Annotated in this window: 16 protein-coding genes; 9 read left to right on the top strand and 7 right to left on the bottom strand. The window is 71.5% G+C overall.

The window, feature by feature from the left end:
• Window positions 1-82: 82 nt before the first annotated feature.
• On the bottom strand, window positions 83-1,039 hold the full coding sequence (locus HHX37_RS28480; RefSeq protein ID WP_182887436.1) for an NADP-dependent oxidoreductase: 957 nt from the start codon (window positions 1,037-1,039) through the stop codon (window positions 83-85).
• Window positions 1,040-1,097: 58 nt separating this feature from the next.
• Between HHX37_RS28480 and HHX37_RS28475 the strand changes: the two genes are divergently transcribed.
• Entirely contained in the window at window positions 1,098-1,715 is a 618-nt protein-coding gene (locus HHX37_RS28475) for a TetR/AcrR family transcriptional regulator (RefSeq protein ID WP_182887435.1), read from the top strand.
• A 131-nt stretch (window positions 1,716-1,846) separates the two neighbouring features.
• On the opposite strand, the gene HHX37_RS28470 is transcribed toward HHX37_RS28475, so the two are convergent.
• Entirely contained in the window at window positions 1,847-2,623 is a 777-nt protein-coding gene (locus HHX37_RS28470; RefSeq protein WP_220503223.1) for a collagen-like protein, read from the bottom strand.
• Window positions 2,624-2,875: 252 nt separating this feature from the next.
• A complete protein-coding gene (locus tag HHX37_RS28465; RefSeq protein ID WP_182887434.1) occupies window positions 2,876-3,571 on the bottom strand; it encodes a TetR family transcriptional regulator in 696 nt (231 codons plus the stop codon).
• Between the two features lie 106 nt (window positions 3,572-3,677).
• Here HHX37_RS28465 and HHX37_RS28460 point away from each other — a divergent pair, with 106 nt between their 5' ends.
• Window positions 3,678-5,147, top strand: a complete 1,470-nt coding sequence (locus HHX37_RS28460) for an MFS transporter (protein ID WP_182887433.1) — start codon at window positions 3,678-3,680, stop codon at window positions 5,145-5,147.
• A gap of 32 nt (window positions 5,148-5,179) precedes the next feature.
• Here HHX37_RS28460 and HHX37_RS28455 read toward each other — a convergent pair whose 3' ends face one another.
• Window positions 5,180-6,166 (bottom strand): Lrp/AsnC family transcriptional regulator, encoded by a 987-nt coding sequence (locus tag HHX37_RS28455; RefSeq protein ID WP_182887432.1) that lies wholly within the window; start codon window positions 6,164-6,166, stop codon window positions 5,180-5,182.
• Between the two features lie 81 nt (window positions 6,167-6,247).
• On the opposite strand from HHX37_RS28455, the gene HHX37_RS28450 reads away from it, so the two are divergent.
• The 3 genes from HHX37_RS28450 (at window position 6,248) to HHX37_RS37255 (ending at window position 8,057) form a co-directional block, all read left to right on the top strand.
• The gene (locus tag HHX37_RS28450) at window positions 6,248-6,409 is read left to right on the top strand and encodes a hypothetical protein (RefSeq protein WP_182887431.1); all 162 of its coding nucleotides are present in this window, start codon (window positions 6,248-6,250) and stop codon (window positions 6,407-6,409) included.
• A complete protein-coding gene (locus tag HHX37_RS37260; protein ID WP_182887430.1) occupies window positions 6,406-7,503 on the top strand; it encodes an FAD-dependent oxidoreductase in 1,098 nt (365 codons plus the stop codon). Before HHX37_RS28450 ends, HHX37_RS37260 begins: the two co-directional genes overlap by 4 nt.
• A gap of 113 nt (window positions 7,504-7,616) precedes the next feature.
• Window positions 7,617-8,057 (top strand): sterol carrier family protein, encoded by a 441-nt coding sequence (locus HHX37_RS37255; protein ID WP_182887429.1) that lies wholly within the window; start codon window positions 7,617-7,619, stop codon window positions 8,055-8,057.
• Between the two features lie 103 nt (window positions 8,058-8,160).
• On the opposite strand, the gene HHX37_RS28435 is transcribed toward HHX37_RS37255, so the two are convergent.
• The gene (locus HHX37_RS28435; RefSeq protein ID WP_117410244.1) at window positions 8,161-8,454 is read right to left on the bottom strand and encodes a DUF4190 domain-containing protein; all 294 of its coding nucleotides are present in this window, start codon (window positions 8,452-8,454) and stop codon (window positions 8,161-8,163) included.
• Window positions 8,455-8,894: 440 nt separating this feature from the next.
• Here HHX37_RS28435 and purF point away from each other — a divergent pair, with 440 nt between their 5' ends.
• Together purF and purM are read left to right on the top strand one after the other, a co-directional pair.
• Window positions 8,895-10,331 (top strand): amidophosphoribosyltransferase, encoded by a 1,437-nt coding sequence (gene purF, locus HHX37_RS28430; RefSeq protein ID WP_182874930.1) that lies wholly within the window; start codon window positions 8,895-8,897, stop codon window positions 10,329-10,331.
• Window positions 10,328-11,356, top strand: a complete 1,029-nt coding sequence (purM, locus tag HHX37_RS28425) for a phosphoribosylformylglycinamidine cyclo-ligase (protein WP_182887428.1) — start codon at window positions 10,328-10,330, stop codon at window positions 11,354-11,356. Before purF ends, purM begins: the two co-directional genes overlap by 4 nt.
• A gap of 310 nt (window positions 11,357-11,666) precedes the next feature.
• Here the strand turns inward: purM and HHX37_RS28420 are convergent, their stop codons facing one another.
• On the bottom strand, window positions 11,667-11,897 hold the full coding sequence (locus HHX37_RS28420; RefSeq protein WP_117410310.1) for a DUF3073 domain-containing protein: 231 nt from the start codon (window positions 11,895-11,897) through the stop codon (window positions 11,667-11,669).
• A 151-nt stretch (window positions 11,898-12,048) separates the two neighbouring features.
• Entirely contained in the window at window positions 12,049-13,167 is a 1,119-nt protein-coding gene (locus tag HHX37_RS28415) for a Leu/Phe/Val dehydrogenase (protein WP_310738387.1), read from the bottom strand.
• A 134-nt stretch (window positions 13,168-13,301) separates the two neighbouring features.
• On the opposite strand from HHX37_RS28415, the gene HHX37_RS28410 reads away from it, so the two are divergent.
• Both HHX37_RS28410 and bldC read left to right on the top strand, forming a co-directional pair.
• Window positions 13,302-14,168, top strand: a complete 867-nt coding sequence (locus HHX37_RS28410; RefSeq protein ID WP_117410312.1) for a hypothetical protein — start codon at window positions 13,302-13,304, stop codon at window positions 14,166-14,168.
• Between the two features lie 360 nt (window positions 14,169-14,528).
• Window positions 14,529-14,732 carry a developmental transcriptional regulator BldC gene (gene bldC, locus HHX37_RS28405; RefSeq protein WP_013133571.1) on the top strand — a complete coding sequence of 68 codons (204 nt, stop codon included), beginning with the start codon at window positions 14,529-14,531 and terminating at the stop codon, window positions 14,730-14,732.
• Window positions 14,733-14,826: the final 94 nt, after the last annotated feature.

Below are 14,826 nucleotides of genomic sequence, written 5' to 3'. Positions count from 1 at the left end.
TTTGTCCGCGGCCCTCAGTGGGCGGGAGGCCGTTCCCTCCTGATCGGTGACGACGACACCGCGTCCATCGTCGCGACTTGATCTAGATGTCGATGACGATCTTGCCGTGCACGTGCCGGCCCGCCTGGAGCTCGACCGCGCGGCGGATCTGCTCGACCGGGAAGCTCGCCGCGACAGGCACCCGCAGCCGGCCCGCCGCGACCAGGGCGGCGACCTCTTCCAGGGCGCCGGGGGCGGCGTTCGCGCCGTTGGCCGTCGGCACGCCGTCGACCTGCGCGGCGATGGTGCAGATGCGGCTGTCCGGGACGCCGAGTTCCCTTGCGGCGTGCGCCGTCTCCGTCCCGTACAGATCGACGGCGGCGGTGACACCGCCGGGAGCGAGGGCTCGGACCCGGTCGGCCAGGCCGTCGCCGTACGCGACCGGCTCGGCTCCGAGATCGCGCAGGAAATCGGATGATGTCGCCGATCCCGTCCCGATCACGCGCGCTCCCGCGATCCGGGCCAGCTGGACGGCGAACACCCCGACCCCGCCCGCCGCGCCGCCGATCAGCACCGTGTCGTCCGGGCCGGGGCCGACCACGGCGAGGGCGGCGGATGCCGTGCGGCCGGCGATCGTGAGGGTGGCGGCGGTGCGGTCGTCGACGCCGTCCGGAGTGTGATGGGCCTCGTTCGCCGCGCTCCCCCCGGCCGTGTCGATCACCACGAAGTCGGCGACCGCGCGGGACAGGGCGCCCCCGAACACCCGGTCGCCGGGCGCGAAGCCGGTCACCCCGTCACCGACCTGGTCGACCAGTCCCGCGTAGTCGGTCCCGAATCCGGCCGGGAGGCTCAGGCCGAACCGGGCGGCGGTGTCCGCGTCGGCGGTCATGATCCAGTCCATCGGGTTCAGACCGGCCGCGGTGACCCGCACGCGGATCTGTCCCGGGCCGGCCTGCGGAGCGGGAACCTCACGGATGTCCAGGACTTCGGGGCCGCCGAACGAATCGAGCCGGACCGCCCTGCTCCTGCCCGCCGGCGGTTGATCGCTCTGTTCCTGCATGTACGCCTGGCTCCTTGGGGACGAGGGAACGCGTTGAAACGGACTATGCTCCGTTTCCATGGGCGACCCTAACACAACCGGAGCGCGATCCGTTTTTACTGAGGCGGAGCTGCGCGCGCCGCGGGCGGACGCGACCCGCAACCGCGACCAGTTGCTCGCGGTGGCGACCCGCGTGTTCGTGTCGGCTGACGCCGAGCCGTCGATGCGTGCGATCGCCCGCGAGGCCGGAGTCGGCATCGCCACGCTCTATCGGCATTTCCCGACCCGCGAGTCGCTGGTCGACGCGGTCTACCGGGACCAGGTCGTGCGGCTGACGACCGGCGCCCGCGAGCTGCTCGGCCGGCTGCCCCCGGCCGCGGCGATGCGGCGCTGGATGGACTTGTTCGGGGACTGGATCGCGACCAAGAACGGCATGCTCGACACGCTGCTCGCGATGATCGAGTCGGGCGAGATCGCCCATGCACAGACCCGGAGCGAGCTGCTGGCGGCCATCACCACGATTCTCGACGCCGGTCGCGCGGCGGGCGACCTCCGCTCCGACGTCACCGCCGAAGACATCGCCGCCTCCCTCATCGGCATCTTCACCGTGGCCCCCCGGCGCGATCAAGAAGCCAAGGCCGGCCGCCTGCTGGACCTCCTGATGGACGGCCTCCGGCCCCCCACCCGGCCGGCCTGAGCCCGGATCGAAGCGCGCCTTTCTCGCCGCGTACGCGGGCGCGTTCCCGGCGTGCCGATCGGATGCGATCGAACCGATCCGATCGGCACGGGGAGCCACGTGCGGACCGATGATCGTTTCCGGCTACAGCACTAGCTCTTGAGGCACAGCACGTAGATGGTGCCGCTGACGTTCTTGCCGTAGAGCTTCCAGCCGACCGCCTTGCCGTCGTCGTTCAGGTACGGCGCGTTGGTGGTGATGAAGGGCTGGCCCGAGCCACCGGCGACGAAGCCGCCTCCCGTGGCGACGGTTCCGCTCGGGCACATGACGGAGTCGCTGCCACCGGCGGCCGGCAGGTAGAGGGAGTCGGCCTTGGTGACGACGGTGGCGGAACCCCCCTCGCCCGCGGGGCCTGCCGGGCCCGCCGGGCCCGCGGGACCACGCGCGCCCGTGTCGCCCTTGTCACCCTTCGGACCGGTGTCCCCCTTGGGGCCCTGCGGCCCGGTGACGCCGTTCCTGCCGTCGTCGCCCTTCGGGCCCTGCGGACCGGCCGGACCGCGCTCGCCCTGCGGCCCCTGCTTGCCGTCGTCGCCCTTCGGGCCCTGCGCGCCTGCCGGACCGGCCTTGCCGTCGTCGCCCTTGGGACCCTGCGCACCGGTCTCGCCCTTCGGGCCCTGCGCACCGGTCTCGCCCTTCGGGCCCTGCGCGCCCGTGTCGCCCTTGGGGCCCTGAAGGCCACGCGGGCCCTGCAGACCCCTCGGACCCTGCAGACCACGCGGGCCCTGGGGACCCTGCGCACCCGTGCCGCCGATCCCCGCCGGACCCTGCGGCCCCTGCGGACCCGCCTGGTTCCACGACACCTTGTACTCGGTCGCCTTGCAGGTGGTCGTCACCCCGACCAGACGCATGTACCGCGTCGACTTGTTCACACACGCGTAGTACGCGCCACCACTCGCCGACGAGGCCGTCGCCGCCCCACCCAGAACCAGAACCGACCCCACCAGAGCACCAGCCGTCACAAGGCCGATGGTCCGACCGCCCGGCAACTTGATAGCCACGGGACTTCCCTTTCTGCGGCACGCGGAGCGTGAAGATCACATTTGTACGCGCGTATCACACGTGCCGGAAGGTGCTTTGGTTGACGTCCGAAACATCACGGATGTGCAACTTCGACCACAGGGCTATGACGCGGCGTCGCCCGTCGCACCGCCCCGTGACTTCCTCGCGGCCATGGTCTCGACGCCGCCCATCAGGAGGTCCAGGCCGAACGTGTAGTAGGCCTCCACGTCCGTCTCGTTCTCCATCAGCTTCGCGAACTCCACCATGCGGGGGAACTCGTCGGCCGGCAGCCGTTCCAGGGCGAGCCGCTTCTGCCGCCGCCACTCGGCCGCCTGCGCGGCCGTGAGCGTCCGGGGGCACCCCGGCTCGCCGCCGACGAGGGCGATCGCGCCCTGCAGGAGGTAGTGGGACACGGCCCAGCCCTCCGAGAGCGTGAAACCCGCCAGCGACAGCAGGTCGAGCGCGGCCTCGGTCGCGCGGGTGAAGCTGGGCACCTCCTCCTCCTTGACCAGCGCGAACAGCTGCGGCATGAACCGGTGCCGCCGCATCACGCCCACCAGCGCCTCGACCATCGCGCGCAGCCGGAGGTTCCACGGCGCGGCGGGGTCGAACTCGGGCGTGACCTCGGCCAGGAGGTGGTCGGAGAGGCAGGCGAGCAACTGGTCCTTGTTCTTGACGTGCCAGTACAGCGCCATCGGCGTGACGCCCAGCTCCTGGGCCAGCCGCCGCACCGTGACGGCGTCGAGGCTCTCGGAGTCGGCCACCTCGACGGCCTTCTCCACCAGCGCCCGGCGGCTCAACCGCTCCGTGTCAGCCATGGTCCGCTCCCTCGCTACCTCCGCACTTGACAACTATACGACGTACAAGTTCTCCTATGCACTGTACATGTACGCCGTACATGTACCCCGTACAAGAGGAGGACTCATGTCTGGACGGTGGTGGGCGCTCGTCGCGGTGGCGCTTGCGACATTCATGACGTATTTGGACAACAACGTCGTCAACGTGGCGTTGCCCACGATCCAGCGCGACCTAGCGCTGACGATCTCCGGCCTGGAGTGGATCGTGAGTGCGTACATCCTGGTTTTCGCGGGACTGCTGCTCGCCGGGGGACGCCTCGCTGACGTCTTCGGTCCCCGGGCCGCGTTCTTCACCGGCTTGACGGTCTTCACGCTCGCCTCGGTGGCGGCGGGCCTGGCCTGGAACCAGGAGACGCTGATCGGCGCGCGGGCCCTGCAGGGGCTCGGCGCGGCGCTGGTGACTCCGGCCACGCTGGCCTTGCTGCCGCGGATCTTCCCCGACCCGCGTGAGCGGGCGACGGCCGTCGGCGTCTGGAGCGCCGTCGGCGCCCTGGCCCTCGCGATCGGCCCGCTCACCGGCGGTTTCCTCAGCGAGAACGCCCACTGGGGCTGGATCTTCCTGATCAACGCGCCGATCGGCGTGGTGGCGGCCGTGATCGGCGCGCGGGCGATCCGGGTGGAGCGGGTCACGCCTGAGCAGGTCGCCACCGGGCAGGTCACGGTCGCTTCCGGGCGGGGCGCGACCGGGCGGCTCTCCCTCGACCTGCCGGGCCTGGCCACCTCCGCCGTCTCGCTGTTCGCCCTCACCTACGCGCTGATCGAGGGCGCGTCCCGCGGGTGGACCTCCGGCCCGATCCTCGGCGCGTTCGCCGTCGCCGCGGTGGCCGCCGTCGCCTTCCTCGTGGTCGAGTCCCGTACGGCGCAGCCGATGATCGACCTGACGCTGTTCAGGGAGCGGGTCTTCAGCGGCGGGCTGCTGGCGATGGGGCTGTGGGCGTTCGGGGTGTTCGGCATCTACTTCTTCACGGCGATCTATCTGCAGAGCGCGCTCGGGTTCTCCCCGATCGAGGCCGGTGCGGGCTTCGTGCCCATGGCGCTGCTCATGGCGGTGTCGGCGACCGTCGCGCCCCGGCTCGCCGAGCGTTTCGGCAGCGGGCCGACCGTCGCGGCCGGTCTCGGCCTGATGGCGGTGGCCGTCGCCGGACTGTCGAGCGCGGGCGAGGGCTCCCACTACGGCGACCTGCTCCCCTGGTTCCTCGTGTACGGCCTGGGCGGCGGCCTGCTCGTCCCGCTGACGAACGTCGTGCTGAACGCCATGCCCCCCGCCCGTGCGGGGGTGGCCTCGGGTGTGCTCAACGTCTCCCGCGAGGTCTTCGGCCTGCTCGGGGTCACGATCCTGGGCGCCGTCCTGAGCGCCAGGCAGAGCGCGCTCACCGGCCCTCCGCTGCACACCTTCCTGGAGGCGTACCGGTTCACACTGCTCATCGCGGGGGCGATCGTGCTGGTCGGCGTGCCGGTCAGCCTCTACTCGCTGCGCCGGACCCGCACCGCCGCGTCCGTGCCCGCCGAATCGGCCGTGCCCGAGCCCGTCGCCTGACTCTCCGGACGGCCGGGAAGGGCGGCGACGGTTCAGGACGAGAGGGCGACGCCGGGGAGCGGGGTGGCGGGCAGTAGGGCGCCGGCCCGCTTGATCGTGCGGATCACCGGAGCGGTCTCCACCTCGATCACCCCGCTCAAAGGCGCCACCCGTTCGGTCAGGTAGCGGTAGAGGGCCCGAGTGTCGCGGCAGGTCACCCCGGCCATGAGGTTGGCCGGGCCGGTGGTGGCCGCCACCACGTCGGCCTCGGCGTGACCGGCCATGGCCGCGCCGACGGCGGTCAGGGCCCGTGGCTCGACCTTCATCCACAACCATGCCTCGGCGTGGTAGCCGAGCACCTGTGCGGGGATCTCCACGTCGAGACGCAGGGCCCCGGCGGCGCGCAGTTGTTCGAGTCGCCGGCGGGCGGTGGTCTGCGAGCATCCTGCGGCCGCAGCCAGTTCGCCGAGGCCGGCCCGGCCGTCCTGGGCCAGCACCCGCAGCAGGGCGTGGTCCTCGCCGCTCAGGTCGATCTCGTGCTCGTCGTCCAGGGGATCCGGGCGCAGGCGGGCGACCTGCTCTTCGGAGAGCGGGGCCGTCCGGCTGCGCCACCCGGCGAACATGTGCAGCGTGGCGTGAGCCGACATCGAGGCGATGCGCGGAGTCCTGGGAAGCCTCTTCAGCAGCAGGTCGTCCCCCTCCTCACCGGCCTGGACCCCGCAGGCGATCTCGGTGCCGCCGGACAGCAGCCGTACCCAGACGGTGTCCTCGCGCCGGGCCAGCGCCTCGGCCACCGGCCTGGCGGCGTCCGGCGTGCACACCAGACGCACCGCCCAGGAGACCCGCCCGAAGCGAGTGCCGTCCAGCATGCCGACCACCCGCAGGAGTCCCTGAGAGCGCAGCCTGCGGTAGCGGCGCCCGATGGTGTGCTCGGAGGTGCCGATGACCTCGGCGACCCGGCGGAAGGGCACCCGGCCGTCGATCTGGAGCGCGTGCACGAGAGCGCGATCAATGCCGTCCAGCACGCCAATTTTCGCCATATTGCATGGTTTCCTGCGATTTGCCTCCACGTACAGGCCGTTGAGCTGCGGGCCCGGCCGTGCCGAGGCGATGGTGAACGCATGAGCACCTATCTGGTTTCCGGCGTCACAGGGAACGCCGGAAGGCGATTCGTGGAGCGGCTCGTCCGGGCGGACTCCGCCATGGAACGCCTTGCTCCGGCCATGCCGCTGTCGCGATGGGCCGCTGAGCACGCGGCCGGCTTCGGCGGTGGGCCGCGATGAGAGTGATCGTCGTCGGAGCGGGCCTGGGCGGCCTGGCCCTGGCCAACGGACTGCGTGCGCACGGCATCGACGTGGCCGTCTACGAGCGTGATCCCTCGCCCGTGGTCCGCGGCCAGGGCTACCGTCTGCATCTGGGCGACCTGGGCATCGACGCGCTGACATCGGTGCTCGCGCCCACGCGGGCATCCGCGTTCCTGGCCGGCGCTCACGCGCCCAAGGCCCGGTTCGTGCGTTTCGATACGGCACTCCACGTTGTGGAAGAGCATGATTTCGGCGGCCGGCACCTGTCGGTCGACCGGCAGGAGTTACGCGACGTCCTGCTGGCGGACGTGAACGAGATGATCAGCTATGGCAGGCGCCTCACCGCCTTCCGGGACGAGGCCGGACGGGTGACCGCGTACTTCGACGACGGCACCACGGCCGACGGCGAGGTGCTGGTGGGCGCCGACGGCGTCAACTCCACGGTCCGCAGGCAGTACCTGCCGCACGCCCGCGTCGTCGGCACCGGCCTCGCACAGTTCTACGGCAAGATCTCCCGTAGCCTGACCGAGGACCTGGACAACGTGTTCAGCGCGGTCGCCGGACCCGGCCACCGCGTGGTGGGGATCGCCCGCACCCGCGATTACGCCACCTGCTCCTTCAGCGCCCGGATCGACGAACTGCCGCCCGATCTCCACCGCATGACCCAGCAGCAGCTCAAATCCCTGGTGATGGAGATGACACACGGCTGGCACCCCCGCGTCCGGCAGATGCTCGAAGACTGGCGGGAGATCGTCCCGCTGGCGCTGCGCACCAGCATCCCCGTCGACCCCTGGCGCACCACCCGCGTCACGCTGCTCGGCGACGCGGCCCACGCGATGAGCCCGGCGGCGGGGGCCGGGGCCAACCTCGCCCTCCAGGACGCCGCGCGGCTCACCGCCGCTCTCGCCTGCGGCGGCCCGCCGATCCCGGGGCTGCGTTCCTACGAGAGCGAGATGATCGACTCGGGCTTCGCCGCGGTACGCGCCTCCGCCGCCAACGGCACTCGGATGCTCGGTCAGGACCCGCTCCGAGACCGCCAGGAGGATCGACGCACCGTCCCCCGAAGTTCATAGCCCCGGCCGGACGGCCGGGCGCCGGGCAGGGCGAGCCGCGCGGCCCGGACCGCGGCGCGTACGCGACCCGACGGGGAGCCGGGCCGCGGGCCGGGATCCGGGACAATGGGCCGGTGCCGGCACGCAGACTCGACCCCGAGAAGATCAGAGAGGCGCTCGACGCCCAGCTCGCCGATCTCGGACGGCCGCCGTACGACGGCCCCGCGACCAGGGCGGCCGACGCGTGTGTGGGGGCCGTGCTGGACGCCTTCGAGGCCGGGCGGGCGCCGGTCAGGACAGCCGCCCGCGCCGCCGTACGGCACCTGCTGGAGGAACTGGCCGCGCGGGCGCCGGGGCGGTCGGTGGAGGTGCGGGTCCCGCCGTACGCGGCCGTGCAGTGCGTGGAGGGGCCCCGGCACACCCGGGGCACTCCGCCCAACGTGATCGAGACCGATCCGCGCACCTGGCTCGAACTGGCCACCGGCCGCCTGTCCTGGGCCGACGCGACGGACGCCGGGAAGATCGCGGCCAGCGGCGCCAGAGCCGACCTGTCCTGGCTCCTGCCGCTGGCGTGACCTCGCGCTCCGGCGCCCTGGCATGGCCTTACGCCAGGACGCCCCGCCGCCACCGGCCTGTCATGCGGCGACCCCGAGGCGCGCGGTGACGGGATCGCCGGGGTCACCGCGGCCGGCCGAGCCTGTCGTCCACGCAGCGCCGCGCGTCCTCCTGGGTGGGGTAGAGCCGGGAGTCGAAGCACTCGCCGAGACGCCGGCTCTGGAACCAGTTGTAGAGCACCACGCCGAGGATCAGGGCGAGGACCAGGGTCAGCGCGTTCAGCACGACCCCGGCGGTGGCTCTGCGCCTGTTGGAGTTCCTGGCGATCGCCACGATGCCGAGGACCAGCCCGACGACGGCCAGGACCGTCCCGACGCCACAGAACAGCAGCAGGACGAGCGAACAGATCCCGAGCACCAGCGCCGCCGTGCCGAGGCCGCCACCGGGTCCACCGGGTCCACCGGGCCCACCGCTGGGCCCACCGCCCGGCCCTCCGGGTCCCCAGGGCCCGCCGGGACCGTCCGGCCCCCAGGGCGGCGGCAACGGCCCGCCGTACGGTGGCCTGCCCGGAGGCTCACCGGAAGGGGGCTCGCCAAAGGGCGGCCCGCCGTGAGGAGGCCCGCCCGGAGGTCCCCCGTACGGGGCCCCGCCGTACGGCCCGCGCGGGGGCCCGGGGTCGCCGGGTCTCGCCACGATGATCCCTCCCGTACGTGATTCTGACCTCTGCCGCGGCCCTCAGGCTCTCCCGGAATCACGGTGTGAGCAGGGACGACACGGCAAAGAGCGGTTGAGGGTTACGGCGGCCGAAGGGCATGCGCCGGTTTGAGCAGCGTCAATGCCTGAATAGACTCGACTGTGTGTTGAAGGGCGACGGCCGGCTGGGCCATGACCTCGACCCCCAGGACCGCGCTCCGAAGGACGCCTGTGGCGTCTTCGGCGTATGGGCGCCTGGGGAGGACGTCTCCAAACTCACCTACTACGGCCTCTACGCGCTGCAGCACCGTGGACAGGAGTCCGCGGGCATCGCGGTCAGCGAGGGCAGCCGAATCCTCGTCTACAAGGACATGGGCCTGGTGGCCCAGGTCTTCGACGAGTCGATCCTCGGCACCCTGCGCGGGCACCTGTCCATCGGGCACTGCCGTTACTCCACGACGGGATCGAGCGTCTGGGAGAACGCGCAGCCGACGCTGAACTCCACCGACGGCGGCGGGCTGGCGCTCGCCCACAACGGCAATCTGATCAACACCGCGCAGCTCGCCGAGCGGCTCACGTCCGGTGCGATGCGGGCCACCACCGACACCGAGGTGCTCACCGCGCTGCTCGCGCAGGACGCCTCGCGCCCCGTGGACGACGTCGCGGCCGAACTGCTGCCGGAGGTCAAGGGCGCCTACTCGCTCGTCTGGATGAACGAGACCACGCTGTTCGCCGCCCGCGACCCGCAGGGCATCCGGCCGCTCGTGCTGGGCAGGCTGGAGCGCGGCTGGGTGGTCGCCTCCGAGACCGCGGCGCTCGACATCGTCGGCGCGTCGTTCATCCGGGAGATCGAGCCCGGCGAGCTGCTGACGATCGACGAGCGCGGCGTGCGTTCGCGCCGCTTCGCGGTGGCCGAGCCGAAGGGCTGCCTGTTCGAGTACGTCTACCTCGCCCGGCCCGACACGACGATCGCCGGGCGCGGCGTGCAGTCCACCCGGGTCGAGGTCGGGCGCGTGCTCGCCCGTGAGCACCCGGTGGACGCCGACCTCGTCATCCCGACGCCCGAGTCCGGCACCCCGGCCGCCATCGGATACGCCGAGCAGAGCGGCATCCCGTACGGCCAGGGCCTGGTGAAGAACTCCTACGTCGGCCGCACCTTCATCCAGCCGTCGCAGACCATCCGCCAGCTCGGCATCCGGCTCAAGCTCAACCCGCTGCGCGAGGTCATCGAGGGCAAGCGCCTGGTGGTCGTGGACGACTCGATCGTCCGCGGCAACACCCAGCGGGCGATCGTGAAGATGCTGCGCGAGGCGGGCGCCACCGAGGTGCACGTCCGGATCTCCTCGCCCCCGGTCGCCTGGCCCTGTTTCTACGGCATCGACTTCGCCACCCGGGCGGAGCTGATCGCCGGGTCGCTGTCGGTGGAGGAGATCCGCTCCTCGCTCGGCGCCGACTCCCTCGGCTACATCTCGCTCGACGGGCTGACCCGGGCGACGACGCTGCCCGCCGACCGGCTCTGCCGCGCCTGCTTCACCGGTGAGTACCCCATCCCGATCGAGGACGACCGGGTGGGCAAGTTCGTGCTGGAGGCCCAGCGATGACCAGCTACGCCGACGCCGGCGTCGACATCGAGGCGGGCGACCGCGCGGTCGAGTTGATGAAGTCGCGGGTGGCGCGGTCCCGGCGGCCCGAGGTCGTCGACGACGCCAGCGGCTTCGCCGGGCTCTTCGACGCCTCGGCCTTCCTGCGTTACCGCCGGCCGCTGCTCGCCACGTCCACCGACGGCGTGGGCACCAAGGTCATGCTGGCGCAGCGGCTCGGCAAGCACGACACGATCGGCATCGACCTCGTCGGCATGGTGGTGGACGACCTCGTCGTGTGCGGGGCCGAGCCGCTGTTCATGACCGACTACATCGCCTGCGGGAAGGTGGTGCCGGAGCGCATCGCCGACATCGTCGGCGGCGTCGCCGAAGGCTGCCGCCTCGCGGGCTGCGCGCTGGTCGGCGGCGAGACCGCCGAGCATCCCGGCGCGATGGGCCCCGACGAGTACGACCTCGCGGGCGCCGGCACCGGGGTCGTCGAGGCCGACGAGATGCTCGGGCCCGACCGGGTGGTGCCGGGGGACGTGGTGCTCGGGCTGGCCTCCAGCGGCGTCCACTCCAACGGCTACTCGCTGGTCCGGCATGTGATCGCGAAGGCCGGGCTGCACCTGGAGCGGGAGTTGCCCGAGCTGGGCCGCACGCTCGGCGAGGAACTGCTCACGCCGACCCGCGTCTACTCGCTCGACTGCCTGGCGCTCATCCGGGAGACCGAGGTGCACGCGCTCGCCCACATCACCGGCGGCGGGCTCGCGGCGAACCTGGCCAGGTCCCTGCCCGCGACGGCCGACGCCGTGCTCGACCGGAGCTCCTGGACGCCTCCCGCGATCTTCGAGGTGCTGGCCGGCCACGGTGGCGTGCCCCAGGAGGAGATGGACAGGACGTTCAACCTCGGCGTGGGCATGTGCGCGATCGTCCCGGCGGCGGAGGCCGACAGGGCGCTGGCGCTGCTGACCGGCCGCGGCCTGCCCGCCTGGGTGCTGGGCGAGATCGTCGCCGGAGAGGGGCGGGCGCGTTTCCGTCGGTGAGCCCGCGTCGTCCGGCGGCCGGTGTGTGACACGTCTCACCGCGTGTCCGCCGTTCACCCCGACCGGCGGCGAGGGCTCGCCTCGGCTCCCGTCGCAGGATGCCCGTCAGCGGAAGAACGCGGGCGTCCTGGGGCGCTCCCCGAACAGGCCGACGTGGCGAGCGCGCGAGGCGGGCACGCACACAACCGGGCGTACCACCTCGCGTGAAGGCGCGTCGCAGGTCTCGGACACGCTGATCACCGCATATGAGTCAGCAACCCGGCGGGGGAACGGTCCCCGCCGGGTCACTCAACTGGCGATCGGTAACGGCTCAGCGCCGCCCGGGGCTGCCGTCGTCGCCGTCATCGTCGTCGACGGCCGCGTAATCGCTGTAGCGATCAGCCAACTCGTCGTAAGGGTCATGCTCGTCACTGTGGCCGGAATCGTCGGCGTCCACGACTCCGAGCTCCGCGCGCAGGCGCTCAAGATCCGTCCCGCCGCTGTTGTACTTCAGCTGACGGGCGACCTTGACCTGCTTGGCCTTGGCTCGGCCGCGCCCCATTGGCTCGACCCCCTCATGCGGGGTCGTGCCCGACCCCTCGTCACTAACGCACCGCGCACCGACGCCACCTGACTTCAGGCGTCAGTCTCTCGTTCGCCTATTACCGTACCTGGTTTGTGCGCCGCTCGGTACGTCGTAAGAGCGGCGGCGGTCAGCGCCGGAGCCAAATCCCCCTAAGCCGACCTATTTCCGACATTCTGCGCTCCGCCAGCCTATCCGCGGCGACCGCGGGAGGAACCCCTTCCTCCTCGGCCGACCGGAAGATCCTGCGGGTGGTGTCGAAGATCATTGCGGCCCGCGCGCGGGCGCGTTCCATGTCGAATCCCCCGATTTCATCGGCCACCTGGATGACCCCGCCCGAGTTGACGACGTAGTCGGGGGCGTACAGGACGCCCCGTTCGGCGAGCTGCTTCTCGACGCCCGGATGGGCGAGCTGGTTGTTCGCCCCGCCACAGACGATCTTCGCCTTGAGCCGGGGGACGGTCTCGTCGTCCAGCGCTCCGCCGAGCGCGCAGGGGGCGTACACGTCGATGTCGGACGCGGCCAGCGTGGCGGCGTCGGGCACGACCTCGACGGCCGGATGGCGCTGCCGCACCCACTCGACGGCCCGCTCGTCGACGTCGCAGACGACGACCTCGGCGTCGTCCTCGATCAGGTGGTCGACGAGCCGGCGGCCGACCTTGCCGACCCCCTCGACCCCGACCCGCCGGCCCCTCAGGGACGAGGTGCCGTACATGTGGTCGGCGGCGGCCCGCATGCCCTGGAAGACCCCGAAGGCGGTGAGGATGGAGGAGTCTCCGGCGCCGCCGTGCGCCGGGGTCCGGCCGGTGACGTAGGAGCACTCCCGCGCCACGACGTCCATGTCCTCGCTGTAGGTGCCCACGTCACAGGCGGTGTAGTAGCGGCCGCCCAGCGACTGGACGAACCTGCCGTACGCGCGAAGGAGCGCCTCGCTCTTGTCGGCCGAGGGATCGCCGATGATCACGGCCTTGCCGCCGCCGTGGTCGAGCCCGGCCAGCGCGTTCTTGTACGCCATGGCCCGGGAGAGGTTGAGGACGTCGGCGAGGGCGGCCTGCTCGCTCTCGTAGGGATAGAACCGGGTGCCGCCGAGCCCCGGTCCGAGGGCGGTGCTGTAGATCGCGATGATCGCGTAGAGGCCGCTGCGCTCGTCGGTGCAGAAGACGACCTGCTCGTGCCGTATCGGCTGAACGGGGTTGACGCCGTCACCCGAGCCGGATTCCTTGTGGGACAGCCCGAAAACGTCGGTCACGGTAGTGACTCCTGATCGTGTACGCCGCCTCGTCGCGGCGATTCGCCTCCAGCTTAGCCGACCCGGGCATGAAACGATCATGAAAAACCGGGACAGTGCTGCGCGTTCCTCCCCCGACATGGCACGATTCTGGTGTGCTCCCCTACGCCGCCTATCTCCGTGTGTACGAGCCGCTGACCGCTTTCACCCCTCAGGATCGGGCGCGGTGGGCCCGGTACGCCGGGTCGCGCGACCGGCCGCGCCGGGCCGGCGCGCTCGAGGTCGAGCACGGCGAGGCGGTCCGCCGGCTGCTGAGCGTCCCGCCCCTGCCCGCGCCCGAGCGCGAGAGCCCCAACGCCTACCTGCGGCGGGTGGAGGAGACGCTCTACGTCTGCCCCTGGCAGAGCAGGCTCCGGTCGTGGCTGGCGTTCGCCTCCTTCCGCGGCAGCACGCCGGTCAGGCTGGCCTCCCGGTTCGTCCCCCAGGCCATCGCCGAGCAGACCGCCGACGACTTCGACCGGTTCAAGCGCGGGGAGGAGTCCCTGCGCACCTACATCCGCACGAGCACCTGGCACGTCCCGACCGCGTGGTTCGTGCCGTTCGACTCGGCCGAGCGCTGGCTCGTGCTGGGCTCGGAGCAGCCGGCCGAGCCCGTCTCGCAGACCACCGCCGCGCCGCCCAGGAACATGCTGTACGTCACCTCGATGGCGCAGGCCCGCCGCCGGGTGGCCCGGGCCCTGGTGGTCATCCGCCGCCATGTCGGGCAGGTCGCCGCGCTGACCGAGGTGGAGGACATCGGCCGCTGGCTGGAGGAGTTCCATCCCCACTCGCTCGTCGAGCTCGACTACGGCGGCCTCGTCCACCTGATGGACGACCGGACGCTCCAGGGCGACCAGTCCGTCGCGGAGGTCGCCGCGGCCCTGGCGGGCCTGGATACGGGTCAGGAAGAACTTGCCTTCGCGATGTATCAGCGGGTGATTGTCCGCTGGAGGTCGATCCGCGCCCTCGAATCGGCAAACTGAGGGTCATCAACACGCCCCGACCTGCAGATTCTGGTCATGGGATAGTCGATCACACATCTACGAACTGAGTAGTTTGCCGTTTTCACTGCGATACCACGAAACGTGTCGCTAGAATCACCCAGCGTGACATCAACCCGTGGTCGAGACGTTGTGCCCGGAGGGCTCGCCAATCGCGCTACGTGGCTGTATGGTCACATCGGGTGATGCCGTAAATGATCCTAGAAACCGCACGTTTTTGGATCATTGACGGACATCCGTGACAGTGCCGCGCCGACAGCATTGTGCTGTACGGAGCGGCACGAGCGTCAGACAAGTCGGAGGATCGCTGCCGACGGTCCACACGGAGGAGAGGCCGCACAAATGTCAGCTCGTACACCCGAGGCCGAGCCACTGCTCACCCCGGCGGAGGTCGCCACGATGTTCCGCGTCGACCCGAAGACCGTCACGCGGTGGGCGAAGGCGGGCAAGTTGACGTCGATCCGCACCCTCGGCGGTCACCGGCGGTACCGGGAGACCGAGGTCCGCGCACTGCTCGCGGGGATTCCGCAGCAGCGGTCCGAGTAGGACGTGGCCGCCGCGTCACGGGGGAACGACGGCGCGCTCGCGTCGGGGATGTGAGCGCGCCCACCATGCTCCCGTGACCGATCACCGGTCACGG

Source organism: Microbispora sp. H10885 (assembly GCF_014161415.1).
GTDB lineage: Bacteria > Actinomycetota > Actinomycetes > Streptosporangiales > Streptosporangiaceae > Microbispora > Microbispora triticiradicis.
The sequence above is the reverse complement of the archived record's forward strand: the minus strand, read 5'-3'. Positions and strand labels throughout refer to the sequence as shown.

Excerpts from the sequence above, each read along its gene's own strand:
- HHX37_RS28480 (WP_182887436.1), bottom strand. The coding sequence starts at position 1,039 with ATGCAGGAACAGAGCGATCAACCGCCGGCGGGCAGGAGCAGGGCGGTC.
- HHX37_RS28475 (WP_182887435.1), top strand. The coding sequence starts at position 1,098 with ATGGGCGACCCTAACACAACCGGAGCGCGATCCGTTTTTACTGAGGCG.
- HHX37_RS28465 (WP_182887434.1), bottom strand. The coding sequence starts at position 3,571 with ATGGCTGACACGGAGCGGTTGAGCCGCCGGGCGCTGGTGGAGAAGGCC.
- HHX37_RS28460 (WP_182887433.1), top strand. The coding sequence starts at position 3,678 with ATGTCTGGACGGTGGTGGGCGCTCGTCGCGGTGGCGCTTGCGACATTC.
- HHX37_RS28455 (WP_182887432.1), bottom strand. The coding sequence starts at position 6,166 with ATGGCGAAAATTGGCGTGCTGGACGGCATTGATCGCGCTCTCGTGCAC.
- HHX37_RS28450 (WP_182887431.1), top strand. The coding sequence starts at position 6,248 with ATGAGCACCTATCTGGTTTCCGGCGTCACAGGGAACGCCGGAAGGCGA.
- HHX37_RS37260 (WP_182887430.1), top strand. The coding sequence starts at position 6,406 with ATGAGAGTGATCGTCGTCGGAGCGGGCCTGGGCGGCCTGGCCCTGGCC.
- purM (WP_182887428.1), top strand. The coding sequence starts at position 10,328 with ATGACCAGCTACGCCGACGCCGGCGTCGACATCGAGGCGGGCGACCGC.
- HHX37_RS28420 (WP_117410310.1), bottom strand. The coding sequence starts at position 11,897 with ATGGGGCGCGGCCGAGCCAAGGCCAAGCAGGTCAAGGTCGCCCGTCAG.
- bldC (WP_013133571.1), top strand. The coding sequence starts at position 14,529 with ATGTCAGCTCGTACACCCGAGGCCGAGCCACTGCTCACCCCGGCGGAG.